The sequence below is a fragment of the Comamonas sp. 23 genome, assembly GCF_049601575.1.
Lineage (GTDB): Bacteria > Pseudomonadota > Gammaproteobacteria > Burkholderiales > Burkholderiaceae_C > Comamonas > Comamonas squillarum.
Genome location: NZ_CP187127.1, coordinates 3237741 through 3263107 on the forward strand (window position 1 = coordinate 3237741; position 25367 = coordinate 3263107).

Sequence of the window (25367 nt, forward strand, 5' to 3'; positions counted from 1 at the left end):
TGACCCTATGGCACCCCAGATCCAGCCAGATCTGGGGCGGGCCTACGCTGCCAGCACCTACACTGTGCAGCCATGCAAAGCCTCCAAGCCTTCCAAGCGCAGCTGCACAGCGGCGCGCTGCGCGGCGCCCGCCAAATCAAGCTGTCGGCGGGCCTGCGCGAGTTTCCACGCGAACTTTTTGCGCTCGCAGACACCCTCGAAGTGCTCGACATCAGCGGCAACCAGCTCGCCAGCCTGCCCGATGACCTGAGCCGCTTTGGCCAGTTGCGGGTGCTGTTCGCATCGAACAACCCGTTCACCGAGCTGCCCCGCGTGCTGGGCCGCATGCCCCGGCTGGAGATGCTGGGCTTCAAGGCCTGCCAGATCAGCGCCGTGGCGGCCGATAGCCTGCCCGCGCAGCTGCGCTGGCTGATCCTGACCGACAACCAGATTACCGAGCTGCCCGATACCCTGGGCGAGCGCCCGCGCCTGCAAAAGCTGATGCTGGCCTGCAACCAGTTGCAGGCTTTGCCGCGCGGCCTCGCCCGCAGCCCCCGGCTGGAGCTGCTGCGCCTGGCCGGCAACCGCTTTACCACCCTGCCGCCCGAGGTGGTGGCCATGCCGGCGCTGGCCTGGCTGGCGATGGCCGGCAACCCGATGACTCAGCACAGCGAGCAGCAGGCGCTGCAAGCGCAGGCCCTACGCGCCTGGCGCAGCCAGGATCTGCAGCGGCATGAACTGCTGGGGCAAGGGGCCAGCGGCCATATCTACCGCGCCAGCCCTGTGGATGGTGCTGCCGATGTGGCGCTGAAAGTGTTCAAGGCGGGACAGACGAGCGATGGCACGCCCCAGTCGGAAATGGCCGCAGGCCTGGCAGCTGGCGAGCACCCGCATTTGCTGACACCGCTGGCGGTGCTGCAGCCGGATGCGGCGGCTGAAATCGACCCATCCATGTTTGCGATGGTCCTGCCGCTGCTGCCCCCCGGCCTGCAGCCCTTGGCCGGCCCGCCCAGCCTGGCGAGCTGCACGCGCGATGTCTATGCCGACGGCGCCCGCTTTGCACGCCCTGCCGCGCAGCGCCTGCTCGCGCAGGTGCGCAGCGCCGTCGCACATCTGCATGGCCGGGGCATGTTGCATGGGGATCTGTATGCCCACAATATCTTGTGGAACCCGGACACTGGCGACGCGGTGCTGAGCGATTTGGGCGCCGCATCAATGCTGGGCGAGTTGCCAGCGGCGCAGCGCCTGCAGCTGCAGCAGATGGAGCTGCGCGCGCTGCAGCACCTGCAAGCCGAGGTGCAGGCGCGCACGCGGTAAATGCGCCGGGCCTGCCCGGCGCAACGCCTTACTTCAGGAAAGCAGGCTTGGCGTAGCCGGGGAACTGGCTGTCCACCACGGCCTTGAACTCGGGCGAGCGGTAGGCGGCAGCCAGGTCCTGGGCCCAAGCGCTTTTCTCGTTGCCGGTCTTGACGGCGACCACGTTCAGGTACTGGTCGGGCGTGTTCTCCAGTACCACGGCTTCACTCAGCTTCAGGCCCGAGGAGACGGCAAAGTTGCCGTTGACGACCACGTAATCGGCGTCTTCGAGCACGCGCGGCAGCTGGGCTGCTTCGAGCGCCACAAATTTGAGCTTGTGCGGGTTGGCCGCCAGGTCCAGCTCGGAGATGCGGGCCGGGTTCACACCCTCTTTCACCTTGACGAGGCCAGCTTGCTGCAGCACCAGCAGGGCGCGCGCCAGGTTGCTCGGGTCATTGGGCAAGGCCACCTTGGCACCGCTTTGGATATCGGCCAGAGTCTTGTGCTTTTTGCTGTAGACGCCCATCGGCGCCACCGGGCCTTGCACGATGGCCGTCAACGCCAGCTTGCGGTCGGTGGTGAACTGGTCAAAGTAGGCGCGGTGCTGGAAGAAGTTCGCGTCCAGCGAGCCATCGGACAGCGCCAGGTTGGGCTGCACATAGTCGTTGAACTCGATCAGCTTGATCTGGTAGCCCTTTTTCTCCAGCTGCTGCAGGATGCCTTTTTGCAGCAGGTCGTAGTTGGAGCCGGCAGTGGCGCCAATCTTGAGGCTCTTCTTGGCCGCATCCTGGGCCATTGCAGGCAGGGACACAGCAGCAATCAAGGCCAGGGCAGCGCCAGCCACCACGGCACGGCGCCCAGCGGCGAAGGAAAAGCGAGCAGACATCAAAAACTCCGAGCAATTTGAAAAACAGCTGCTGACCCGACAAAACGTTTCTAAGTTTTTCTCAGCAGTGCAGCAAAGCAGCGAGTATGAACCTGCCAACTGCCTCTCACTCAGAAATTATCGAAATCAGCTCATTACAAACACATATATAGAGCTAGTGTCTCGGGCGCATGCAGCAAAAAGCCGCCTGTCGCGAGAACAGGCGGCTCGTCATAAACGGCCGGTGCCATCTGGCATCGACCGGGAAGCTGAAAGACTCAGGGGCGGTTCCAGACCTGGATCACGCCTTGCATCATATGTGCCAGCGAGTCTGCTGCAGCTGCGCTGGTGCCTGGCCAGATCGTTAATGTGAAGGCCAGCAGCACGGCCAGCACCAAGGCAATAAAAGAGGCTGCATCTAACCAATGGCTGTGGTGGTGAAACATGGTGAACCTCCTTTCCACCGAGACGGGAACTGCTGAACAGAGGCCTCTGCCACCCCGACGCGGGATGGGTACTGTGCAATGACTCTATTGCACCATGGGGATTTCCCCCTGTCTGTCAGAAAACGTCTGTGCTTGTACGGTTGTTTGTTGAACAAATAGCCCAGGAATCGGCCGGATAACCCCACAGCCAGCTTGGCACTTTTTGGGAATCGATCTGCATACTAGAAGGCGATCGTCCACAAGCCCTTTATCCACCACATTTATTGCTATTCTTTTTGATATCAGTTCAGCACTCATCGGCAGGCCCGGTGGCCGCGAGAGCCTGCATGTTGCCGCGGTGTTAAGCGAACTTGTAGACATCTTTACTTCAACGTCAGGCAACTTCCCGCAAAGCAGTGCCCAAAAACAAGAGGCCTATCGCTGGCTAGCGCCCTGGTCCAGCCCTGCCCCTGGCCGGCGCTTGGTGCGACAATACGACCCAGCCCTGCAAGCTGGCCGCAAGCCGCGTCTGTATGGGCTTTGCCAGCCATGAGCGGTTGGCCAGACCGCTTGTCGCCCAGCCATCACCGCCACCGGATGAGGGGTACCAAACCTGCCACTCCGCTGGAGCCATGGTCGCGACATGCAACTTGTATTTTTTGAAACCAGGCGGCACCGCATGCGTCGGTACCTCCAGCAGCTGACATGACCCTCCCTTCGGCCCAGCCCCTCTCCACTGCAGACATCCGCCTGAGCGATGTGCACCTTCACCGAGGTGCGCAGACGGTGTTTCAGGGTCTGAGCCTGCACTTGACGCAGCAGCGCATTGGGCTCATCGGCGACAACGGCGCGGGCAAGACCAGCCTGTTTCGGCTGCTGTGCGGGCTCGAGCATGCCCACCAGGGCAGCGTGCAGGTCGCAGGCTGCGATGTGCAGCGCCAGCGCGAGCAATTGCCCGGCGTGGTGGGCCTGATGTTCCAGAATCCCGATGACCAGATCATCTTCCCCACCGTGGAAGAAGAGCTGGGCCTGAGCCTGCAATACCGTGGCGTGGCTCGCAAGGCGGCCATCGTGCAGGCGCGGGAGTTTTTGGCCGCACGGGGCCTGGCCGACTGGGCGCCGCGCGCCGTCAGTGGCCTGAGCCAAGGGCAGCGCCAGCAGGTCTGCTTTTTGGCAATGCTGATGGCCGCCCCGCAGGTGATGCTGCTCGACGAACCTTTTGCCAGCCTGGATCTGCCCGGCCAGGCACGCCTGGCGCGTGAGCTCGATGCCGCTCCAGCCCAGGTCATCATCTCCACCCATGTGCTGGACCATGTGCGCCACTTCGAGCGCGTGCTGTGGCTGGACCAGGGCCAGCTGCGCGGCGACGGCCCCGGTGCTGCCGTCTGCGCGGCCTATGAGGCCGATGTCCAAGCGCGTATTTCCCATCAGCGGGATGCGGCAGCCGCCGCCCCCAACACGCCAGGGGCGCCGTGATGGGCACGCTCTACAGCGAAATCCCCAGCTGGATGCACCGGCTGCCTGCCGGGCTCAAGCTCTTGCTGCTGGCCCTGAGCAGCATGGCCTTGCTGGCGCTCAGCGATCTGCGTATACAGGCGCTGGCGTTTGCTGCGATTGCCTTCTTGTACACCAGCCTGGGCGCTGGCTCGCGCCCCACGCGCCGGCTGGTGGTGGTGGCCGTGATTGCGTCGGCGCTGGTGGGCGGCCTGCATGCAGCCACCGGCCAGCCCTGGCTGGGCCTGGCCAGCGGCCTGCGCCTGGTCAGCACGACGATGCTGGGCGCGATGCTGACGGCAACCACCCGTTTTGGCGATCTGCTGGGCGTGGCCGAATGGCTGCTGTCGCCGCTCGCCCGCCTGGGCCTGCCAGTCGAGCGCCTGGCGCTGCAGCTGGGGCTGATGCTGCGCTTTGCCGAACAGTTCTTTGTGCAATGGCAGCGTCTGGCCGATGCCCACCGGGTGCGCACCGGCCGCCCGGGCGGCTGGCGCTTGCTGGCACCCCTGACCATCCATATGCTCATCACCGCCCGCAAGGTGGCCGATGCGCTGGCCATTCGCCTCAAGCTCTAAGCCGCCAGGCGCCCCTAACCACCACCCGACACCACTGGAAACCACGGACATGTACATGACCACCGATCACCGCTCCGAAACCCGCGCCCAGCGCATAGCCCTGGTGGCCCTGTTTGCGGCGCTGATGGCCGCTTTCGGCCTGATCCCCAAAATCGATCTGCCGTTGGGCGTGCCGATTACCGCGCAGACGATGGGCGTGATGCTGGCCGGCTGCATGCTGGGAGCCGCGATGGGCTTCCAGGCCCTTTTGCTGTTTCTCGCGGCAGTCGCGCTGGGCCTGCCGTTGCTGTCCGGCGGCCGGGGCGGCATGGGCGTATTTTTCTTGCCCTCCGCAGGCTATCTCCTCTCGTACCCTTTGGCGGCAGCTGTTGCTGGGCTGGTGATGCGCAACTTGGCTGGCAAGGGCCCCTCATCGCCCATGCGCCTGGCCGCGTGCGCCTTTGTCGCATCAGTGCTGGGCGGTATTGTGGTCGTCCATGTCTTTGGTGTCGTGGGCCTGATGCTGCTGGCCAAGCTGAGCTTGGTGCAGGCCGCCGTTGGCACCCTGGTGTTTGTGCCCGGTGACCTGGTCAAGTGCGTGCTGGTGGCGCTGATTGTGCACACGGTGGCACGCGGCCTGCCCGACTGGCGCTTTGGCGGGCGCCGCCTGTGAGCGGTTTGGCAACGCCCCTGCCGCCCTGGCAGCGCCTGGTGCATGGCCCGCTGGCCCACTGGGCGCAGCAGCGGCCCGATGCTGTTGCCATTGATGACGGCGTGCAACGCATTGGCTTTGCCGATCTGCATGCCGCCGTAGCGCAGCGGGCCCAGGCCCTGGAGGCCCGGAATGCACCGCACACACGCCTGCTGGATGCCAGCCAGCCCCCAGCAGCGCTGATCACCGATTTTTTGGCCACCAATGCCAGCGGCCGCTGCGCCGCGCTGGGCGACAGGGCCTGGTCGCCCGCGCAGCAAGCGCAGGCGCAGCAATGGATTGATGCGCTGGCCGCCACACCCCGCGACCACTACGCCGATGCTGCGCTGCAACCCTTCTACATTGGCTTTACCTCGGGCAGCACCGGGCTGCCCAAGGGCTTTCGGCGCCACCACCAGTCCTGGAGCGAGAGCTTTCGCGTGTGCGTCGATAGCTTTGGCCAGGCCGCCAACGGCTGCGTGATGGCCCCTGGCAGCCTGTCGCATTCGCTGTTTTTGTTTGGCGCGCTGCAGGGTATCTGGACGGGCGGCGGTATGCAGCTGCAGCCGCGCTTTTCTGCCAGCCAGTGCCTGGCAACCCTGCGCCAGCGGGCCACGCCTTGCCTGGTGGCCGTGCCCAGCCAGCTGCTGGTGATGCTGCAGCTGGCCGAGCGCCGTGCGATCGCGCCGGTAGAGTCGCTCCAGCTGCTGATGATCAGCGGCGCACGTTGGATGCGCCAGCACACGCCGGCGCTGCAGGCGCTGTTCCCCCGTGCGCGGATTGTCGAGTTCTATGGCGCCTCGGAATCGAGCTTTATCGCCTGGATGGATGCCGATGCCGAGGCCTCGCCGCAGGTGGTGGGGCGGGCCTTCAGCAATGTGCAGCTGCAGATCCGCGATGCCGACCTGCAGCCACTGCCCAGCGGCAACGTGGGCACCATCTGGCTCAAGAGCCCCATGCTGTTTATCGACTATGTGGGCGCGCAGGCCGATGCGACGGCTGCCCTGCGCGATGGGGATTGGCTCAGCGTGCGCGATATGGGCAGCCTCGATGCGCAAGGCCTGCTGACCCTGGTGGGACGCGAGAAGCGCATGATCGTCACCCAGGGCAAAAACCTGTTCCCCGAAGAGGTGGAAGCGGTGCTCTGCGAGCACCCGCGCGTGGCCGCTGCATCGGTGCATGGCGTCGATGATGCGCTGCGCGGCAAGCAGGTTTGGGTCGCGCTGCAATTGCGTGACGATGCCAGCCCCTCGCCTGCGCAGCCGCCACTGCAGCCGCTGGCCGATGCCGCGCTGGCCCGTGAGCTGGCCGACTGGTGCCGCAGCCAGCTCGAAGCGCACAAATGCCCACGCCGCTGGTTCAGCGCCACGCCCTGGCCGCAAACGGCCAGCGGCAAGACGGACCACCCCAGGCTTGCACAATGGCTGGCAGATGCGCTAACCAGCGCCGACAACCCCGCCTGATCGCGCAACACCACCATGCCCACTTCCTCCGTCTTTATCGCCAGCCAGGCCCGCAGTGCCGTGGTGCCGGTGGGCGGCGCCTTCAAGCAGCTGCAGCCGCATGAGTTGGCCGCGCCCGTGCTGCAGGCCTTGCTACACCGCGCAGGGCTGCCCGCCGATGCCGTCGATGCCGTGGTGCTGGGCAATGCCCTGGGCGCCGGCGGCAACCCGGCACGCATGCTTGCGCTAGCGGGCCAGCTGCCGCTGCACTGCGCCGCCTACACGGTCGACACGCAGTGCTGCGCGGGGCTCGACGCTATCGCGCTGGGCGCCAGCCTGGTTGCCAGCGGCCAGGCCGAGGTGGTGGTGGCCGGCGGCGCCGAGGCCTGGAGCCGCGCCCCCATCCGCGCGACCCGCCCCTTGCATGCGGGTGACAGTGCCCAGTCCTATGAGCGCCCGCCCTTCGCCCCGCCGCCGCATGAGGACCCGGATCTGCTACTGGCCGCCGCCCGCTATGCCGCCAGCGCCGGCCACAGCCGCGCCGCGCAAGACAGCTATGCGGCCGCCAGCCATGCACGCGCGCTGGCAAGCGCCGCTGTGCTGGCGCGCGAGATCATCCCCGTGGCCGGTGTCGTGCACGATGCCTTTCCGCGCGCCTTGCGCCAGCGCCAGCTGGACCGCATGCCGGTGGTCGCGCAGACCGATGCCGACCTGGCCGATGAGGCGCGCCGCGACCATGCCGTGAGCACCGTCGCCATCTCGCCCAAGGCCGATGCCGCCGCGCTGGTGCTGCTGGTCAGCGAAGCCGTCTGCCGGCGCTGGGGCCTGCAGCCCGGCGCGCAATGGCTGGGCCACCAGGGGCTGGGCGGCTCGCCTGCGATGCCCTTGGTGCTGGCCTTTGAGGCTGCCCAGGCCTTGCTGCAGCGAGAGGATGTGGGCTGGTCGCAGCTGGCCGCCATCGAATTGCACGACGCCTTTGCGGTGCAGGGCCTGCAATGGCAGGCGCTGCTGCAAGACCAGGGTGCGGATACCAGCCTGCTCAACCGCCATGGCGGCGGCATCGCACGCGGCCACCCGATTGGGGCATCGGCGGCAGTGGCCTTGGTCCGCGTGCTGGCGGATCTGCAGCAGGTATCGCCTGCAACGCCCGGCGCACTGGGCCTGGCGGCCGTGGCCGGTGCCGGCGGCCTGGGCAGCGCGGCGCTGGTGCGCCAGGCAGCGCTGCTATATTGACTGCATGCTCAGCACCTTAGCCATTGCCAACTACCGCTCCTTGCGCCAGCTGCTGGTGCCGCTGGGGCAGCTCACCGTCATCACCGGACCCAATGGCAGCGGCAAAAGCAGTGTCTACAAGGCCCTGCGGCTGCTGGCCGATATCGCCCATGGTGGCGTGGTGCGCTCCTTGGTGCGCGAGGGTGGGCTGGCATCTACCCTCTGGGCGGGGCCCGAAGAAATCACGGAGCGCATGCGCCGTGGCGACGTGCCGGTGCAAGGCACGGTGCGGCGCAAACCGGTGCAGCTGCAGCTGGGTTTTGCGTCCGACGATGAGGGCTTTGGCTACGCAATCGATATCGGTATGCCCACACCTTCGGTCGCGCTGCAGGCCTTTGCGCATGATCCGGAAATCAAGCACGAAGCGCTGTGGGCCGGCCCCCACTGGCGCCCCAGCGCCACCCTGGTGGAGCGCCAGGCTGCCCAACTGCGCCTACGCGGCAGCGGACGCTCGGCGCAAGGCTGGCAGCCCGTCGAGCGCCCTATCCCGCGCTGGGCCAGCATGCTGACCGAGTTTGTCGACCCCGTTGCCGCGCCCGAGATGCTGACGGTGCGCGAGCAGCTGCGCTCCTGGCGCTTTTACGACCATTTCCGCAGTGATGTGGATGCCCCCGCGCGCCAGCCGCAGCTGGGCACTTATACGCCGGTGCTCAGCAACGATGGCGCCGATCTGGCAGCGGCCTGGGAAACCATCCACGCCATTGGCGACCACGAGGCGCTGATGGCAGCGGTCGACGATGCGTTTGCCGGCGCCACCATCTCCGTACACCAGGATGGCAGCCGCCTAGCGCTGCTGATGCACCAGCCCGGCCTGCTGCGCCCATTGCACACCAATGAGCTGTCCGACGGCACCCTGCGCTACTTGCTATGGATTGCCGCGCTGCTGACACCGCGCCCGCCGCAGATGCTGGTGCTCAATGAGCCCGAAACCAGCCTGCATCCCGACCTGCTGCCTGCCTTGGGCCGCCTGGTGGCGGTGGCTGCGCGCCAGACGCAGGTGATCGTCGTCACCCATGCCAACCGGCTGCTGGCTGCGCTGGAAGACGCCGCAGCCGAGCTGGACTACCAGGCCATCCATTTGGAAAAGAATCTGGGCGAGACCCATATTGCCAATATCCCGGCGAGCGAGCTGCCGCGCTGGCAATGGCATGAGCGTTAGACCCAGGTGCCTGCCTCAGTCCAGGCGCTTGAAGTACGCGTCGATCTCGGCGCGGGCCGTCAAGGTCTGGTTCACCGCTGCTCCGGTATCTTCGTAGCCCAAGGCCATGCCGCAGACCACGGTTTGCGTGGCGGGCAGCGCCAGCGCATCGCGGATCAGACCCGGGTACGAGGCCATGGCGCCAATGGCACAGGTGGCCAAACCGCGTGACTGCGCCGCCAGCATCAGGCCGTAGATGGCCATGCCCAGGTCCATATAGCCACCCGGCCCAAAGCCGCTGTCGATGGTGATGATGAGGGCCACGGGCGCATCAAAAAAGCGAAAGTTGCGCCCAAACTGCGCGCCCCGCCCCGCTGCATCGCCCCGCTCCACGCCCAAGGCGCCATACAAAGCCTGGGCCGCTGCCACCTGGCGCTTGCGCAGTGACAGCGGCAGGGGGTTGGGGAAATAGCCATAGTCCTCGGCCTCTTGCTCGCCCGCCGCATAGGCCTGCCGCAGGCGGCCAGAGAGCTGCTCGCGCCGCGCGCCGCACACCTGCCAGAAGTAGCCGGGCTGCAAATTGGCGCCACTGGGCGCACGCCGCGCCTCCTGCAGGCAATCGTGCAGCAGTGCATCGGCCACCGGCTGCGGGGTAAATCCACGCACCGAGCGGCGCAGTAGCGCGCTGCTGGCAGCTGGCGAGTCGGTGGTGATAAGAGAGGCAGACAGGGGCTTGTTCATGGCAGTGGCCGCCATTGTAGTGAATGGGCGCTTTGCTGTGCCATCCAGCCCGCTTGCGCCACGCGGGAAGCGCTGCGCGGGAAGCGCCGCGCAGGCAGCGCCGACTTGCAGCACAATCCATGCACTTCTGTCCGTTCTGCCTCGCCCTTCGCCATGTCGACCTCTTCTCCCTCTTCTGACCAAACACAAGCGGCCCCCAGTGGCAATATGCTGCTCTGGATCCTGTTGGCGCTGGCCCTTGGGTTCGCCGTCTGGCAGCCGCGCAGCCCCCAGGCGACCATGGCGCTGGTCGATTGGCAGACCATCGCCGCGCTGGCGGGCCTGCTGGCGATCACCCAGGCGGTCGAGCGCAGTGGCATGCTGCAGGCCACGGCGCAGCGGCTGCTGACGCGGGTATCGACCTTGCGCGGCCTGGCACTGCTGCTGACGGCAACAGCAGCGCTGCTGTCGGCCCTGGTGACCAACGATGTCAGCCTGTTTCTGCTGGTGCCGCTGACGGCCGTGCTGGCAGCGCAGGCCCATTTGCCGTTGGCGCGCCTCGTGGTGCTGCAGGCCTTGGCGGTGAATGCCGGCTCTGCCTTGACCCCCATCGGCAACCCGCAAAACCTCTACCTCTGGCACCGCTCTGGCGAGAGCTTTCTGGGCTTTATGGCGATGATGGGCCCGACCGTCGCCATCATGCTGGCCTGGCTCTTGGTGGCAGTGTGGTGGCTGGTGCCGCGCACCGCCATCACGCTCAAGCCGGCTACTGCACCCGTTGCCGTACAGCCGCGTCTGCTGAGCATCGCGGTGCTGCTGTTTGTGGCCTTTGTCATCGCGCTGGAGCGCCACTGGACCTTGGCCGGTCTGGGCCTGGTGTTTGGCGTGTTTGCGCTGGCAGCGCCCCGGGTGCTGCGCGGCGTGGACTGGGCCTTGCTGGCCACCATTGCGCTGATGTTTGTGGTGCTGCGCCAGGTGGCGGAGCTGCCTGCGATGCAGGCGCTGCTGCTGCAGTGGCCGATTGCCGAGGGCTGGCGCGCCTACCTGGCCGCCATCGTGGCCTCGCAAGTCATCAGCAATGTGCCCGCCACCATCTTGCTCGACGGCACCGTGCGCGACCTGCCCGCCCTGGCCGCCGGGGTCAGCGTGGGCGGCTTTGGCTGCGTGCTGGGCTCGCTCGCCAACCTGATCGCGCTGCGCCTGGCGCGCCTGCCCAACGGCCTGTGGGAGTTTCATCGCATCAGCATTCCGTTCTTGCTGGTGTGCGCGGCCTCGGCGGCGTTGCTGCGTTTGGGCTAATACGGCGCCCAGGCTGTGTATACAATACAAACCATTGATTTTATGTGGCAGCTCTGCGATGAAAATAGCGACTTGGAACGTCAACTCCCTCTCCGTCCGCCTGCCACAGGTGCTGGAATGGCTGGCGGCCAACCCGGTCGATGTGCTGGGCCTGCAGGAGCTCAAGCTGACCGATGACAAGTTTCCGCATGAGGCTTTGGCGGAGGCCGGCTACCAGGCTGTGGCCTTTGGCCAGAAGACCTACAACGGCGTGGCCCTGCTCAGCCGGGGCGAGCTCAAGGATGTGGTGCGCGCCAACCCGCAGTTTGCCGATGAGCAGTCGCGCATCATCGCCGGCACGGTGGCCAGCCCGGCTGGCGATATCCGGGTGATCAACTGCTACTTCGTCAACGGCCAGGAGCCCGGCTCGGACAAGTTTGCCTACAAGCTGCGCTGGCTCAGCGGGCTGGAAGCCTATGTGAAGGCCGAGATGGCCTTGCACCCGCGCCTGGTGCTGGTGGGCGACTTCAATGTGGCGCCGGAAGACCGCGACAGCTACGACCCCGATGGCCTGCGCGACACCATCCACCACACCAAGGAGGAGCGCGATGCCTTCCAGGGCCTGCTCGCCTTGGGCCTGACCGATGCCTACCGCCTGTTTGAGCAGCCCGAAAAAAGCTACAGCTGGTGGGACTACCGCATGCTGGGCTTCCAGAAAAACCGGGGCCTGCGCATTGACCATATCCTGGTGAGCGACGCACTCAAGGGTGCGGTGAGCGCCTGCACGATTGACCGCGCACCGCGCAAGAACAAGCAGCCCAGCGACCATGCGCCGGTGGTGGTGACCCTGGGCTGAGCGACGCAAAAGCGTAGCCGCACCATGCAAAAACGGGCCGCAGCCCGTTTTTTTGTTATCTGCGCTGCGCCCAGCGCAGCACCCTCATCAAGCCTTGGGATCGGTCTCCGGCAGCGGGTGCATGGCCAGCGCGGCCTCGGCATCGAGCTTGCGGCTCAGGGCCTCGGCGTCTTCTTCGGACAGCAGCTCGCCCTCCCACTTGGCGACCACGGCAGAGGCCAGCGAGTTGCCCACCGCATTGGTCGCGGAGCGCCCCATGTCCAGGAAGGTGTCGATGCCCAGGATCAGCAGCAGACCTGCTTCAGGGATATTGAAGTGGCTCAAGGTGGCGGCAATCACCACCAGTGAAGCGCGCGGCACGCCGGCAATGCCCTTGGAGGTGAGCATCAGCACCAGCAGCATGGTGATCTGCGTGGCCAAGGACAGCTCGATGCCATAGGCCTGTGCGATGAACAAGGTCGCAAAGGTGCAGTACATCATCGAGCCATCGAGGTTGAAGGAGTAACCCATCGGCATCACAAAGCTCGAGATCTTGCGCTTGACGCCAAAGCGGTCCAGCGCGTCGAGGATCTTGGGGTAGGCCGCTTCCGAGCTGGCCGTGGCAAAGGACACCATAAAGGCCTCCTTGATGAGGGTCAGCAGCTTGAACACGCGCTTGCCCAGGAATGCCATACCGGCCAGCACCAGCAGCGACCACAGGATGAACAGGCCCAGGTAGAACTCGCCCATGAACACGGCGAACTTGAGCAGAATGCCCAGGCCATTGATTGCCACGGTCGAGGCCATGGCCGAGAGCACCGCCAGCGGCGCGAGCTTCATCACATAGCCGGTGATCTTGAGCATCACGTGTGATAGCTCATCAATGGCGGCCAGAAGCGTCTTGGCCTTGTCGCCCAGCGCGGCCATGGCCACACCAAAGAACATCGAGAACACGACGATCTGCAGGATCTCGTTGTTCGCCATCGCTTCGGCAAACGACTTGGGCACCGTGTGGTTGATGAACTCGCGCAAGGTGAACTTGCCGGTGGCCAGGTTGGTGGCCGCGCTCACATCGGGCAGCGGCAGACCGAGGTTGGCGCCTGGCTGCAGCACGTTGGCCAGCACCATGCCCAAGAGCAGCGACACGAGCGATGCGGTCAGGAACCACATCATCGCCTTGAAGAACACCCGCCCCACCGAAGCAGCATCGCCCATGTGCGCAATGCCCACCACCAGGGTCGAGAACACCAGCGGCCCGATCAGCATCTTGATCAGGCGCAGAAACACATCCGAGACGATAGCGATATAGCCAGCAATATCCTTGGCAGCGGCTGCATCCGCAGCGCCTGCGTTGACTGCGTAGCCCAGTGCAATACCGGCCAGCATCGCCGCCAAAATCCACAGCGCCGACGAAGAGCCCTTTTTGCCCGTGAGAGCCATAACCAATACCTTTGATGTCTGTGATTTATGGTGCTGTCCAGGGCGATCTGGGCCTCGTATGCGGCACATCAGCAAGGCGTTCATGCTGGGCTGTGTGCGCTTTTTCCAGCCCGGGCAGGCTTTGCTGCCGGGAGCAAGCGGCGGTTCGGCCGCAAAAGGGAAGAGCGATGAGGCTGCCTTGGACGGCAGGATTGCAGGTTCTGCGGGCCCGATTGTAGCCGCAAGTTTTTACGGGTAAACGCGTACGCCTTGAGAAAGTGGGCACCTACATGGTAATTTTTTCCCAATTCACGGGAAATATTACAAAGCTGCCAGGCAACTTACGGCGCAGTGCGGGCGGCCCCACAGGCAGTCTGCCCGCTTTCGCATAGACGTCTTGTAACAGCTTATTCAGAACGCGCGCGCTAGCGCGCGCGGGCGTCCTGCATATGCTGCAGCTCATCGGTATAGCGGCGCAGTTGCTGCGCCTGGCCTTGCAGCAGGGGCCGCACATCCAGCGGCAGGGCCGATTCCAGCACGCGCTGGTAGCGCTCGGCCACCAGCACCAGGCAGAGATTGCACTCGGCAATCAGGTCGCGGTCGCTGTGGAGGTTGGCGCGCTGCTTGAACTCGGTCCAGCCGCGATGCATGCGGCCAGCAGCACTGAGCCCGGGCCGCTCGACCAGCGGACTGGGTTCAGCCAGTTGCAGCTGCACATCCTGCAGCTGCCAGTCCATGGCGCGAAACTGCTCGGCCAGTGCATACAAATGGCTGCGCAGCGCAATCGCCCGGGCTTGCTCGCTGCCCGCGACCAGGCATTCCTCGCAATCGGCCAGGCCTTGCTGGAGCACGCGCACCGCATGCTGAACCTGGACGGCAGACAGCTGTTCGCCTTGCAGGCCGCTGATCGCGTGGTCATAGGCGGCGCGCGCAATGGTCCTCGCTTCGGTCCAATCCATGGGATTGCTGCCGCGCACATGCTGCCACTGCACCTCCAGCTGGGTGGCCAGCGCATCAAAGCCCGAGGGATTGCGCTGCGCCGCATACCAGCCCAGCGCGAGCGCCGGGCGGTAGGCCTCAAAGGGCTGACCCGCCACATAAAAATCCATGCTTTGGTAGTGGCTGCGCCAGTAGCTGTCTTCACGCGCAGGGTTGCCCCACAGGGCCTTGGCCTTGGGCGGCAGACCGCCGGCCATCGCGCCGTGCAATGCATCGCCCGCCAACTGGGCCATCCCATTGGCGGTCGACGCTGCCAGCCGCAAGGTATTGAGCAGCGCCGAGCGCTGGCGGCCAATGCGTTCGGGCGAGTTGCGGTACGCCTGGGCCGAAAACACCGAAGTCATCTTTTGCATGGATTGCACCACCGGGCAGACAGTAATGGCCCATTGTGGCACGGTTCAAACCGCATCAATGGCTGGCCTCTGTCAGCGAAACCGCCGCCTTGGAGGCGGCGGCTGGTCTACCCTTCAATGCGCTTACGCATCAATCATCGCTGGCCGACAGCCCCAGCTCCTGGATCTTGCGGGTGATGGTGTTGCGGCCAATGCCCAGGCGCTGGGCCGCCTCCATGCGCCTGCCATGGGTGGCGGCCAGTGCACTCTTGATCAGCTGCGATTCAAAGCGCCGGCTGAGCACATCCCAGACCTCGGTGCTGCCCGATTGCAGCAGCACATCGGCCTCGCGGGCCAGGTCGCCCTCCCAATCACCGCCCTGGCCTGCACCGCTGGCCAAGCCATGGACGGGCATGGACACGACGGGCTGGCTGGCAGGCACCTCAGCGGCAGCGGGCCGGTAGCTGTGGTCTTGCGGCGCGGCCTGCACCGGTTGCGCTGCGCTGGCCAGGCTGGCGGAGGCCAGTGGCGCAGCCGGCGTGGCCTGCAGCACCTCGGGCGGCAGATCCTGCACGGACACCCATTGCGCGGGCGCCATGACGGTGATCCAGTGGCAGATGTTCTCCAGCTGCCGCACATTGCCCGGGAACGCAAACTGGGCCAGTTGGGCCAGTGCCGCTTCCGACAGCTGCTTGGGCTCCACCCCCAATTGCTTGGCGCTGGCTGCCAGAAAGTGGCGCGCCAGCATCGGAATGTCTTCCTTGCGCTCGCGCAGCGGTGGCAGGCGCAGGCGGATCACATTGAGGCGGTGGAACAAATCCTCGCGGAACACGCCCTTGTGCACCCGGTCTTCCAGGTTCTGGTGGGTGGCCGCTATCACGCGCACATGCGACTTGACCGGCACATGGCCGCCGACGCGGTAGAAATGCCCGTCAGACAGCACACGCAGCAGCCGGGTCTGCAGGTCAAACGGCATGTCGCCGATTTCGTCCAGAAACAAGGTGCCGCCCTCGGCCTGCTCAAAGCGGCCCCGGCGCTGGGTCTGCGCGCCGGTGAAGGCACCGCGTTCATGGCCAAACAGCTCGCTCTCGAGCAAGTCCTTGGGAATGGCGGCGGTGTTGATGGCCACAAACGGGCCACCCGCCACCGGCGAATGCTTGTGCAGCGCGCGCGCGACCAGCTCCTTGCCCGAGCCAGACTCGCCCGTCACCATCACCGTGACATTGCTTTGCGACAGGCGGCCGATGGCGCGGAACACATCCTGCATCGCCGGGGCCTGGCCCAGCATCTCGCCATTGCCGCCCGACTGGGACAGCTCAGGCGCCTGGCTTTCGCTTTGCTGCACGGCGCGCTTGATCAGCTCCACGGCCTTGGGCAGGTCAAACGGTTTGGGCAGGTATTCAAAGGCCCCGCGCTGGAAGGCCGAGACGGCGCTGTCCAGGTCCGAGTAGGCGGTCATGATGATGACCGGCAGCTGCGGATGGTCCTCATGCACCTGTTCGAGCAACTGCAGGCCATTGCCACCCGGCATGCGGATGTCGCTGACCAGCACTGACGGCGCCAGTGCCTGGTCGCTCACATTGTCAAAGGCTTCGAGTACTTCCTTGGGATGCACAAAGCTGCGCGTGGGCAGCTGCTCGCGGGCGAGTGCCTTCTCCAGTACAAATCGGATCGACGGGTCATCATCCACTATCCAGATTGGTTTCATTGTCGCTATCACCCTACCCTTACAGTTCTACATACCGTGGTCCTGCAGCAAGGGAAGCCAACTGCCCCCTAGTCTGTCAACGGCAGCATGATGCGGAAATCCGTGCGCCCGGGCTCGCTCTCGCATTCAATCAGGCCTTCATGCCGCTGCACAAAGGTCTGCGCCAGCGGCAAACCCAGGCCCGTGCCACCATCACGTCCGGTCACCAAGGGGTAGAAGATCCGCTCCTTGATGTCCGGCTCGATGCCAGGACCGTTGTCGATGACATGCAATTCCAGTGCCAACTTGTGCCGCTTGCGGCCCAAGGTCAGCTGCCGGGCAATGCGGGTGCGCAAAGTAATGCGCGCCTGGTCCTGGGCCATTTGCGGCACCAGCACCTGCGCAGCATTTTGCACGATGTTCAGCAAGGCTTGAATGAGCTGCTCGCGATCGCCGCGGATCTCGGGCAGCGAGGTGTCGTAATCGCGCTCGATGCGCAGGCCCTGCGGGTACTCGAGCAGCACCAGCTGGCAGACGCGCTCGCAGACCTCGTGGATATTCACATCCCCCACCGTGTGCGGGTGGCGGTGCGGCGCGAGCAAGCGGTCGACCAGCGCCTGCAAGCGGTCGGCCTCGTGAATGATGACGTCGGTGTATTCCTTGAGCTGAGCATCGGGCAGCTCCAGCTCCAGCAGCTGGGCCGCGCCCCGTATGCCACCCAGCGGGTTCTTGATCTCATGGGCGAGGTTGCGGATCAGCTCCTTGTTGGCAAGCGCCTGCTCGCGCACACGCTCCTCGCGGTCCTGCCGCACCTGTTGCTCCAGCGGCCACAGCTCCACCAGAATGCTCTCCTCCTCTTCCCACCAGGAGAGGTTGGCATGCACGGGAAAGGCGTCTTGCAGGCTGCGCCGCAATTGCGCCTCAAAGCGCAGCGACGAAAAGCGCTGCGCCCGCGCATCGACCAGGGCCTTGTGGATCAGTTCATCGTCCTGGAAAAATCCACCAAAGTAGTGGCCCAGAATGCTTTTGCGCGAGACGCCCAGCGCATTCTCCAGCGCTGCATTGACCCGCACAGCGGCGCCATCGAGCCGTATCACGGCGACCAAGGTGGCGATGTGTTCCAGCGCCTGCCATTCGCGATCCATGGCACGGAGGTCAGACATGGGATATGCCCCAAAAGGTTGAAGCTTTGATTATGGGGCCGGCAGGCGTTGGAGCTCACGCTGGATGCCAGCGATATCGCTGTCGTTGCGCGTGATTTCTTGCTTCAGATCGGCCACGCGCTTGGTGTAGAAGGCGGGGTTGCGCATCTCCAGCGCGTTTTTCTCGGGCTCGCCGTTGTTGTACTCACGCGCCAAAGCGAGCTTTTTGTCCTGGGCTTTTTTCAGCTCGGTCTCCAGGATGAGGCGCGCGTCGGAATCGCGGGCGCGGCCTTCGGCCGTGGTGGAGCGTGGCGCGGGTGACGCAGCGGCGGGCGCACGCGCGGGGCGCGGGGCAGCTGCGGGGGCATTGGGTGCGGGTGCCGGGCTGGCAGCGGGTGTGTGCGGGCGCGTGCCTTGCACGATGGTGACATTGGCGCCTTCGACCACGGCGCAGCCCTTTTGCCGCGCCTTGGCCACATCGTTGGTGTATTCATTGCCACAGCGATAAATGCGATCCTGCGCCACCGCGCCTTGCGCACATGCCACTGCCACCATCAAAAACAACAACTTTGTATGCATAACCCCGTTTCGCCCGTTCACTCCACTTTGCCCGTATGTCCGTGACAGCCCGTTAGCGGCTTTGCACGATGGCCCCTCTCTGCAACCCGCAGTGTAGCTACAAAGGAGGCCGATCATGCCGAACAGTTCCTGCTGTTACAGATTCGCCGCTGTCCGGCCATGCCCCCTGCCCCGAGAACATCCATAAAAAAACGGCCTGCCACCTTTGCAGGTCGGCAGGCCGTTTTGCCCAAAGGGCCAGGTCACGAGGACCTGGCCAGCAGGGGCTTACAGCGAGTAGTACATGTCGTATTCGACGGGGTGCACGGCTTGGCGGAAGCGGGTCACTTCGCCCATCTTCAGCTCGATGTAGGCGTCCAGCATGCTGTCGCTGAACACACCGCCCTTGGTCAGGAACGCGCGGTCGGCATCCAGTGCCTCCAGAGCCTGGTCCAGGCTGTGGCACACGGTAGGCACCAGCTTGTCTTCCTCGGGTGGCAGATGGTACAGATCCTTGGTGGCGGCTTCACCCGGATGGATCTTGTTTTCCACGCCGTCCAGACCGGCCATCAACAGCGCTGCAAAGCCCAGGTAGGGGTTCATCAGGGGATCGGGGAAACGTGCTTCCACGCGGCGGCCCTTGGGGTTGCTCACGTAAGGAATACGGATCGATGCCGAGCGGTTCTTGGCCGAGTAAGCCAGCTTCACGGGCGCCTCGAAACCAGGAACCAGGCGCTTGTAGCTGTTGGTGCCAGGGTTGGTGATGGCGTTCAGCGCGCGAGCGTGCTTGATGATGCCGCCGATGTAGTACAGCGCGAAATCGGACAGACCAGCATAGCCGTCACCGGCGAACAGGTTCTTGCCGTCTTTCCACACGGACTGGTGCACGTGCATGCCCGAGCCGTTGTCGCCCGAGTAAGGCTTGGGCATGAAGGTCGCCGTCTTGCCGTAGGTGTCTGCCACGTTCCAGATCACGTACTTTTGCACCTGGGTCCAGTCGGCACGCTCGACCAGGGTCGAGAAACGGGTGCCCAGTTCATTCTGGCCAGCGCCCGCCACTTCGTGGTGGAACACTTCAACCGGGATGCCCAGCGATTCGAGCAGCAGCGACATTTCAGCGCGCATGTCCTGGGTGCTGTCAACAGGAGGCACAGGGAAGTAACCGCCCTTGACGCGTGGACGGTGGCCACGGTTGCCGTTGTCGAACTTGGCGCCGCTGTTCCAGGGTGCTTCGTACTCTTCGATGTCGAAGAACGGGTTGTTGGGTTCGGTGCTCCAACGCACGCCGTCGAAGATGAAGAATTCTGGCTCTGGACCGAAGTAGGCGGTATCGCCCAGGCCCGATGCCTTCAGGTAGGCTTCTGCTCGCTTGGCAACCGAGCGTGGATCGCGGTCATAGGCCTTGCCGTCACCGGGCTCAATCACGTCGCACTGCAGGAACATCGTGGTTTCGTCAAAGAACGGATCGATGTTGGCGGTGTTGGGATCGGGCATCAGCAGCATGTCGGATGCTTCGATACCCTTCCAGCCAGCGATGGAGGAGCCATCAAACGCGTGGCCCGAAGTGAACTTGTCTTCGTCAAAGTGCGAGATAGGCACCGTGACGTGCTGTTCCTTGCCACGGGTGTCGGTGAAACGCAGATCAACGAACTTGACCTCGTTCTCGTCCAACATGCTCATCACATCTGCAACGCTCTTGGCCATCTAATGCTCCAAAGAAAATCGTGAATAAAAAGGGCTGTGCCAAGACTAAAGCAGTTTACGTGCCAGTTTTATGACATGCCCATGCCAACCAGAAGATGCGGGCCTGCCAGAACGCGAACGCACCCGGACTTTGCCCAAAGCCAGACTGTAACGCGCTTTTGGCCTGCGGCCCCGGGGGGCGCTGAGGATTTTGCAGCCTACGGTCCAGATCTGTGCAGGCCATGGCAGCCGATGCCGCATCAGCACCAAAATGGTGCAAATCTATATCAATTTTGCCAGCATCACAGACGCGCACCAAATTGGTTATTTGTGCACTTTATTGGTGCGTTGACAACATAGCCACGGTACCAAGCCATCGGCATCGCACCCCGCAGCGCGTCTTCGCCGCTTATCTGGGCGCCGCCGAATCGGGCAGCAGCGCACCGTCGGCAGGATCGGCCACCACCGGCTCCGTCCCGGGCAGCTGCGCGCCAGGCTCACCATTCTCGATCCGCAGCTGCTGGAGCGCGGCCAGGCAAAAGTGGATGAACCACAGCGAGGAAAAAGCAAACGTGATCGCATAGATCCACACCGCAATGGGTACGAGCACCACAAAGCCAATGGTGAACACCATGCCCGAGGCCCAGACGACGCTGGGCGCAATGCCGATGTAGCCCGAGATGATGCCCATCAGCAAGAGCGGCCAGCGGTAACGCTGCAGCAGCGTGTCGCGCTCAGCCTTGCTGGCATGCTCTGCCAGTGCATCGACACTCATCACGCGGTAGGTCAGCCAGCCCCAGATGACAGGCGGCACGATCAGCACCAAAGGCGGGATCAGCCACAGCGGCATGGTAACGACAAAGGCCACAATGGCCACCGCCGAGGTGCTCAAAGCCCAGAGCACGCTGGTGACCAGGCCCATGCCTTTTTTCTTTTCCAGCTGGGCAAAGCGCTGCTCGGTCACCATGTTGACCAGGGCTGGTGTCATCAAAAGCGCAATCACCAGCAGCGCGACCACCGCCGCTATGGGCGTGATCAAGATCAGCACCACAAAGGGTGCGATGCCGGCCGCAAAGCCTTCCGTACCACTGCTGCCAAACCAGCTGAACACCGTGCGCAGCCAGCCAATGGTCTCCACCCAATGCTGCATCGTCGCCACAGCACCCGACCAGTAGAAATAGCTCCAGCCACCCAAGGCCACCAGCATCACCACCAGTGGCAGCACGGACAGCAGCATGACCCGGGGACGGAAACAATAGGCAGCGGCACGCCAGAAGGCATCAAACATCAGGCGGGAGCCCGCAGACGCGAGGGGCATGGGGTGAACTCCTTGTGTATCTGAGCGGGGTGGTCAGGCCAACCAGCCGCTCAGTGGTTCGGCATCAGCCGGTTGCGCAGCACTCAGGCGCGGCCCAAAAGGCGCAGCAGCCCGCGCCATTGCTGGCTCCAAAAGCCGCGTCCGTAATCGCGCAACTGCCCTTGCCGGTTGGGCTGCACCTGGTCACGGATACCGGTAGGGTCATAGCGCAGCTCAAAGTTGGCGGTGCCAAAAAGCATATCCCACCATGGCAGCAGCACACCGAAATTGCAGCCCCCCAAGCGGGTGCGTGGCGCAGCCTCGCCGGCCTTTACCGCCGTGTTGGGCGCTGCGCTGGCAGCGGGCGATTCATGGCCGATGCCAATCGCATGGTGGCGGCGGTGAAAACGCGGGCTGATCCACAGGCGCTCGCCCAGGCGGCCAAACCACAGGCGCAGATTCGCGTGCTGCAGGCTTTCACTCAGCTGGGTGATCGCGACAATCGCCACAAACTGGCTGGGCGCGACACCGATCAACACGGCCACGAACACCAGAATGCTGTCATGCACCAGGTCATCGAGCAGGTGGTTGCGGTTGTCGCTCCACATCGTCATCTGCTGCTGCGAATGGTGCAAGGCATGCAGCCGCCACCACCAGACAAACTGGTGCTGGCCGCGGTGGATCCAGTAGGCCACAAAGTCGAACACCACCAGGTAGATCAGCAGGCTCACCCAGCCCAGGTCGGTCACACCAGGCCAGAGCGCATCGAGGTGCCAGGTCTCAAAGCCGCGCACGCGCAGCGCGCCCACCACCATGTCCCACAGCGGATCGATGGTAAAGAACAAGGCCAGGCGAAACAGGCCCAGGCGATGGATAAAGGTGTAGAGCATGTCCACCCGGATCGCATGCCGGTCGGTCACAGCCTCGACCGGCCGCCAGCGCTGCAAGGGCGCAATCACCAGCACCATGATGAGAATCTGCAGGCAACCCACGAGGAACCAGCCCGCTGCCGTGTAGCCATCTTCCAGATAGCTGGCCAGGCCCAGGTTGAACAGCAGAGGCTGCAGCAACTGCTCAAAGAGCCACTGCTGTGCGTTGTCAAAAAGCGTGCTGAGAAATTCCATGGCAAACCATCAATTCAAACCAGACCACAAGCCTTGCAGCGGCCAATGTGCGCTACGGAAAGCGCTCTCAGCCACCATGCTGACGAATCCATTCTTGGTACTGGGGATGTTCGCGCAGGGTGGCAAAGCAAAATCCCTTGGCCTGCAGGCCTTCAATCAAGGGCTGCAGCACGGCAGGCGCCCAGGGGTCCTTGCGGTCCCAGATGCCCAGGTGGGCCAGCAAGATATCGCCGGGGCGGATGTCGCGCAGCGCCTTGTCCAGCAACTGCTGGTTGGGGTACTTGTCGCTGGGCAGTTCATCGCCGAGAAAGCCCGCTGGCGACCAGCCCACATGGGCATAGCCGCAGCGCCTGGCCGCCGCAATCAGGCTGGGCGAGGTCTTGCCACCGGGAGCCCGGAACAGTGGCAAAGGCTTGACACCAGTGATCTGGGCCAGGCGGTCTTCGGATTGCTGGATCTGCGCGCAATACTGCGCAGCGCTCCACTCAAAACGCTGCCCCGCCTGCGGCCCTTGCGAGGGCTGCACCTTGAAGCGGGGTGCAGCGCCTGCAGGCCCTTTGATATCGCCACGCCAGTAGGTGTGGTCCCAGGTGTGCGAGGCAAAGGCATGGCCTTCTGCGGCGCGCGCACGCCACCAAGGCGCCCAGTGGTCGCCCAGGCTGCCGTCACCCTCCTTGGTGCGTTCATTGGCGGCAAAGAAGGTGACCTTCACCTGCGTCTTGCGCAAGACGTCGGCAATCTGGTTGGCCACGCCCATGTGGCCGGTGTCCAAGGTCAGATACACAGGCTTGCTGCAGCTGCCTGCCGCAGTGGCTGCAGCGGCAGGCGCTGGAGCAGCAGGCTGGGCAAAGGCAGCAGCGCTGCCCCAACTTGCGGCCAAAAGCCAGAAAAATGTGCTGCGCATGGCGTGGAGCTCCCCTCTGCTACTGAATCAACTATGCACGGGCCATGCACTAGCGCGGTGCGTGGTCCAGCACCCAGATGCCATGCGGCGACTTGCCCACCTTCACCTGGTTGACCACCTTGCGCTCGACCGTATCGATCACACTCATCTTGCCCGCCCAGCGCGAACTGAGGTAGATATAGCGGCCATCCGGGCTCACATCCATGCAGTCAGGGCCGCTGGGGCCGGGGTAGCGGTCCACGACGGTCTGACTGACCATGTCGAGCTTGCTGATGGTATTGGCCACCCGGTTGCTGACAAAAAGATGGCGGCCATCGCCCGTTGCGCGGAACGCGTGCGCGCCCTTATCAGTCTTGATGGTCTTGACCAACTGGGGCTCTGCGCCGCTCACATCAAACACCTGCACGCCGTCGCTGCCGGTCAGCGCGACAAAAACGAATTTGTCGTCCGGGCTGCCATACAGATCGGCAGGCATCTGCCCTGTCTTGGTGCGCCATTTCAGGCTCTGGGTGGCGATGTCGATGGCCACCAGCTCGTCGCTGTCCTGCATGGAAGAGTAGATCGTCCGGCTCTTGCTGTCGATCCACAGGTGGCTGGGCGTCTTGCCGGTGGCAATGCGCTTGACCAGCTTGGGCTCTTGCCCATCCCAGCGGTAGATATCGATGTGGTTGAGGCGGTTGGCTGCGGTCACAAACCACTTCATGTCGGGCGAAAAACGCAGATGGTAGGGATCGGAGATGCCCTGGATCACGCGCTGCACCTCGGCCGTCTTGGGATCGACAAAGGTCAGCGAGTCGCCGGTTGCATTGGCCACGATCACCGACTTGCTGTCCGGCGTCAGGTACAGGTGGTGGGGCTCCTTGCCCGTAGGAATGCGCTTGACCTCTTTCCAGGTGGTGGGATCGATCACGCTGATGTTGGCGTCCAGCGAATTGAGCACCAAAATGGGGTTGGCTGCATGCGCCGCAGTGGCCGCAAAGGCCATCACCGCGACCAGAGAACGGGCAAAAACGAAAGGCTTCACGAGCTATTCCTACTAGTAACGCAGCGAGTGTAGCTGCCCGCCATAAATTGCAGCACCACCAAGAGGCGATTGGCGATGTAAATAGTTGTGCAACTTGCGCCAAAGCCACACATGGTCAAATACCGTCAGGGCTTGAGCAGTGCCATCTCGTCAGCGGTGAGCCAGCGCCACTCGCCTGGCTTGAGCTCGTCGGTCAGCACCAAACCGCCTATCTGTGCCCGGTGCAGACCTTCCACGCGGTTGCCCACAGCCGCCAGCATGCGCTTGACCTGGTGGTATTTGCCTTCGGTCAGCGTCAGATCCAAGGTGTTGTCACCCGTCTTCACGCAGGCCGCAGCCTTCACTGGCTTGGGGTCGTCATCCAGAACCACACCCGCCAACAAACGCTCGATCTGCTGCTCGGTCACCGCATGCTTGGCCGTCACCTGGTAGCGTTTGGGCACATGCTTCTTGGGTGAGCTCATACGGTGGATGAACTGACCGTCGTCGCTCAGCAGAAGCATGCCAGTCGTGTCCTGGTCCAAGCGGCCCACGGCCTGCAACCCCTGGATGGCGTTCTTGTTGGGGCGTGTGCGCAGCGGCACTGGCAGCAGGCTGTAAATACTCGGATGGGCAGAAGGCTTCTGCGAGCACTCAGTGCCTGCTGGCTTGTTTAGCAGCACATAGCCCAGCGCATGGTATTCCCACTCCACGCCCTGAACCTTGAAGCGCAGGCCTTCAGGATCTACGTCGGCGGTCGAGTCCGTCTCCGCAACCCATTCGTTCGCCTGTGCATCCCACAACTGCACCCAGCCTTGTTGCACCAGGCCCGAGCACACGCGGCGCACACCAAAACCCTGCGAATACAACATATCCTGCAACTGCATCCCAACCCCTTCACGCCAGCCACAGACCGCTGCTGCAGCGAGATAAAAAGAAAAACCCCTCTACTCGGGTAGAGCAGAGGGGTTGATCAGTATAAAAGCCTGACGATGACCTACTTTCACACGGGAATCCGCACTATCATCGGCGCGAAGTCGTTTCACTGTCCTGTTCGGGATGGGAAGGAGTGGTACCAACTTGCTATGGTCATCAGGCATAACTTTTTGCTCCTTGGCGGCTTTGCGCTGATCGGTCGATCAGGGCATTGCTGCTTTTGAAGCGAATTCATAGAGTCTTATCAGCTAAATTTGATTGCGCTTTGGGCATAACTGCAGTTGCAGTGTTCTT

23 protein-coding genes and 1 rRNA gene are annotated in these 25367 nt (G+C 64.0%); 9 read left to right on the forward strand and 15 right to left on the reverse strand.

What is annotated here, in order from left to right:
• Positions 1 to 72: 72 nt before the first annotated feature.
• Positions 73 to 1296: a leucine-rich repeat-containing protein kinase family protein gene (locus tag ACPEE1_RS14700; protein WP_423933510.1), complete on the forward strand. Its 1224-nt coding sequence runs from the start codon at positions 73 to 75 to the stop codon at positions 1294 to 1296.
• Positions 1297 to 1324: 28 nt separating this feature from the next.
• Here the strand turns inward: ACPEE1_RS14700 and ACPEE1_RS14705 are convergent, their stop codons facing one another.
• Positions 1325 to 2161, reverse strand: a complete 837-nt coding sequence (locus ACPEE1_RS14705; protein WP_423933513.1) for a MetQ/NlpA family ABC transporter substrate-binding protein — start codon at positions 2159 to 2161, stop codon at positions 1325 to 1327.
• Between the two features lie 257 nt (positions 2162 to 2418).
• Positions 2419 to 2586, reverse strand: coding sequence for a hypothetical protein (locus tag ACPEE1_RS14710; RefSeq protein ID WP_165841219.1), 168 nt, complete (start codon positions 2584 to 2586; stop codon positions 2419 to 2421).
• Positions 2587 to 3270: 684 nt separating this feature from the next.
• Here ACPEE1_RS14710 and ACPEE1_RS14715 point away from each other — a divergent pair.
• From ACPEE1_RS14715 to ACPEE1_RS14740, 6 genes are read left to right on the forward strand one after another with little or no spacing between them, the layout of a single operon-like run.
• Positions 3271 to 4041 (forward strand): energy-coupling factor ABC transporter ATP-binding protein, encoded by a 771-nt coding sequence (locus ACPEE1_RS14715; protein WP_423933517.1) that lies wholly within the window; start codon positions 3271 to 3273, stop codon positions 4039 to 4041.
• The gene (locus ACPEE1_RS14720) at positions 4041 to 4634 is read left to right on the forward strand and encodes an energy-coupling factor transporter transmembrane component T (RefSeq protein ID WP_423933520.1); all 594 of its coding nucleotides are present in this window, start codon (positions 4041 to 4043) and stop codon (positions 4632 to 4634) included. Before ACPEE1_RS14715 ends, ACPEE1_RS14720 begins: the two co-directional genes overlap by 1 nt.
• Positions 4635 to 4683: 49 nt before the next feature.
• Positions 4684 to 5286, forward strand: coding sequence for a biotin transporter BioY (locus tag ACPEE1_RS14725; protein WP_423933522.1), 603 nt, complete (start codon positions 4684 to 4686; stop codon positions 5284 to 5286).
• Positions 5283 to 6767: an AMP-binding protein gene (locus tag ACPEE1_RS14730; RefSeq protein WP_423933524.1), complete on the forward strand. Its 1485-nt coding sequence runs from the start codon at positions 5283 to 5285 to the stop codon at positions 6765 to 6767. Before ACPEE1_RS14725 ends, ACPEE1_RS14730 begins: the two co-directional genes overlap by 4 nt.
• 15 nt (positions 6768 to 6782) lie before the next feature.
• The gene (locus ACPEE1_RS14735; RefSeq protein ID WP_423933526.1) at positions 6783 to 7979 is read left to right on the forward strand and encodes a beta-ketoacyl synthase N-terminal-like domain-containing protein; all 1197 of its coding nucleotides are present in this window, start codon (positions 6783 to 6785) and stop codon (positions 7977 to 7979) included.
• 4 nt (positions 7980 to 7983) lie between these two features.
• Positions 7984 to 9177 carry an AAA family ATPase gene (locus tag ACPEE1_RS14740; protein WP_182345474.1) on the forward strand — a complete coding sequence of 398 codons (1194 nt, stop codon included), beginning with the start codon at positions 7984 to 7986 and terminating at the stop codon, positions 9175 to 9177.
• A gap of 15 nt (positions 9178 to 9192) precedes the next feature.
• Here the strand turns inward: ACPEE1_RS14740 and ACPEE1_RS14745 are convergent, their stop codons facing one another.
• Complete coding sequence (locus tag ACPEE1_RS14745) at positions 9193 to 9897, reverse strand: nitroreductase (RefSeq protein WP_182345473.1); 705 nt, start codon at positions 9895 to 9897, stop codon at positions 9193 to 9195.
• A 153-nt stretch (positions 9898 to 10050) separates the two neighbouring features.
• On the opposite strand from ACPEE1_RS14745, the gene ACPEE1_RS14750 reads away from it, so the two are divergent.
• Both ACPEE1_RS14750 and xth read left to right on the forward strand, forming a co-directional pair.
• Entirely contained in the window at positions 10051 to 11175 is a 1125-nt protein-coding gene (locus ACPEE1_RS14750) for an SLC13 family permease (RefSeq protein WP_423933529.1), read from the forward strand.
• Between the two features lie 58 nt (positions 11176 to 11233).
• Positions 11234 to 12010 carry an exodeoxyribonuclease III gene (gene xth, locus ACPEE1_RS14755; RefSeq protein ID WP_116927839.1) on the forward strand — a complete coding sequence of 259 codons (777 nt, stop codon included), beginning with the start codon at positions 11234 to 11236 and terminating at the stop codon, positions 12008 to 12010.
• Between the two features lie 87 nt (positions 12011 to 12097).
• On the opposite strand, the gene ACPEE1_RS14760 is transcribed toward xth, so the two are convergent.
• The 12 genes from ACPEE1_RS14760 to rrf form a co-directional block, all read right to left on the reverse strand.
• The gene (locus tag ACPEE1_RS14760; RefSeq protein ID WP_182345471.1) at positions 12098 to 13429 is read right to left on the reverse strand and encodes a dicarboxylate/amino acid:cation symporter; all 1332 of its coding nucleotides are present in this window, start codon (positions 13427 to 13429) and stop codon (positions 12098 to 12100) included.
• A 404-nt stretch (positions 13430 to 13833) separates the two neighbouring features.
• A complete protein-coding gene (locus ACPEE1_RS14765) occupies positions 13834 to 14760 on the reverse strand; it encodes a hypothetical protein (RefSeq protein ID WP_133248236.1) in 927 nt (308 codons plus the stop codon).
• A gap of 130 nt (positions 14761 to 14890) precedes the next feature.
• The gene (gene ntrC / locus ACPEE1_RS14770) at positions 14891 to 16447 is read right to left on the reverse strand and encodes a nitrogen regulation protein NR(I) (protein WP_116927835.1); all 1557 of its coding nucleotides are present in this window, start codon (positions 16445 to 16447) and stop codon (positions 14891 to 14893) included.
• Positions 16448 to 16515: 68 nt separating this feature from the next.
• Positions 16516 to 17589: a nitrogen regulation protein NR(II) gene (glnL, locus tag ACPEE1_RS14775; RefSeq protein WP_116927834.1), complete on the reverse strand. Its 1074-nt coding sequence runs from the start codon at positions 17587 to 17589 to the stop codon at positions 16516 to 16518.
• 30 nt (positions 17590 to 17619) lie between these two features.
• On the reverse strand, positions 17620 to 18147 hold the full coding sequence (locus ACPEE1_RS14780; protein ID WP_182345469.1) for a hypothetical protein: 528 nt from the start codon (positions 18145 to 18147) through the stop codon (positions 17620 to 17622).
• A gap of 267 nt (positions 18148 to 18414) precedes the next feature.
• A complete protein-coding gene (gene glnA / locus ACPEE1_RS14785) occupies positions 18415 to 19830 on the reverse strand; it encodes a type I glutamate--ammonia ligase (RefSeq protein WP_116927832.1) in 1416 nt (471 codons plus the stop codon).
• 388 nt (positions 19831 to 20218) lie between these two features.
• The gene (locus tag ACPEE1_RS14790) at positions 20219 to 21127 is read right to left on the reverse strand and encodes an EI24 domain-containing protein (protein WP_423933535.1); all 909 of its coding nucleotides are present in this window, start codon (positions 21125 to 21127) and stop codon (positions 20219 to 20221) included.
• A gap of 83 nt (positions 21128 to 21210) precedes the next feature.
• Positions 21211 to 22230: a sterol desaturase family protein gene (locus ACPEE1_RS14795; RefSeq protein WP_116927830.1), complete on the reverse strand. Its 1020-nt coding sequence runs from the start codon at positions 22228 to 22230 to the stop codon at positions 21211 to 21213.
• 67 nt (positions 22231 to 22297) lie between these two features.
• On the reverse strand, positions 22298 to 23134 hold the full coding sequence (locus ACPEE1_RS14800) for a polysaccharide deacetylase family protein (RefSeq protein ID WP_409935147.1): 837 nt from the start codon (positions 23132 to 23134) through the stop codon (positions 22298 to 22300).
• A 49-nt stretch (positions 23135 to 23183) separates the two neighbouring features.
• Entirely contained in the window at positions 23184 to 24119 is a 936-nt protein-coding gene (locus tag ACPEE1_RS14805) for a YncE family protein (RefSeq protein ID WP_116927828.1), read from the reverse strand.
• Positions 24120 to 24283: 164 nt separating this feature from the next.
• Positions 24284 to 25024 (reverse strand): 16S rRNA pseudouridine(516) synthase, encoded by a 741-nt coding sequence (locus tag ACPEE1_RS14810; RefSeq protein WP_116927827.1) that lies wholly within the window; start codon positions 25022 to 25024, stop codon positions 24284 to 24286.
• A 97-nt stretch (positions 25025 to 25121) separates the two neighbouring features.
• Positions 25122 to 25234: ribosomal RNA gene (rrf, locus tag ACPEE1_RS14815) — 5S ribosomal RNA — on the reverse strand.
• Between the last annotated feature and the right edge of the window lie 133 nt (positions 25235 to 25367).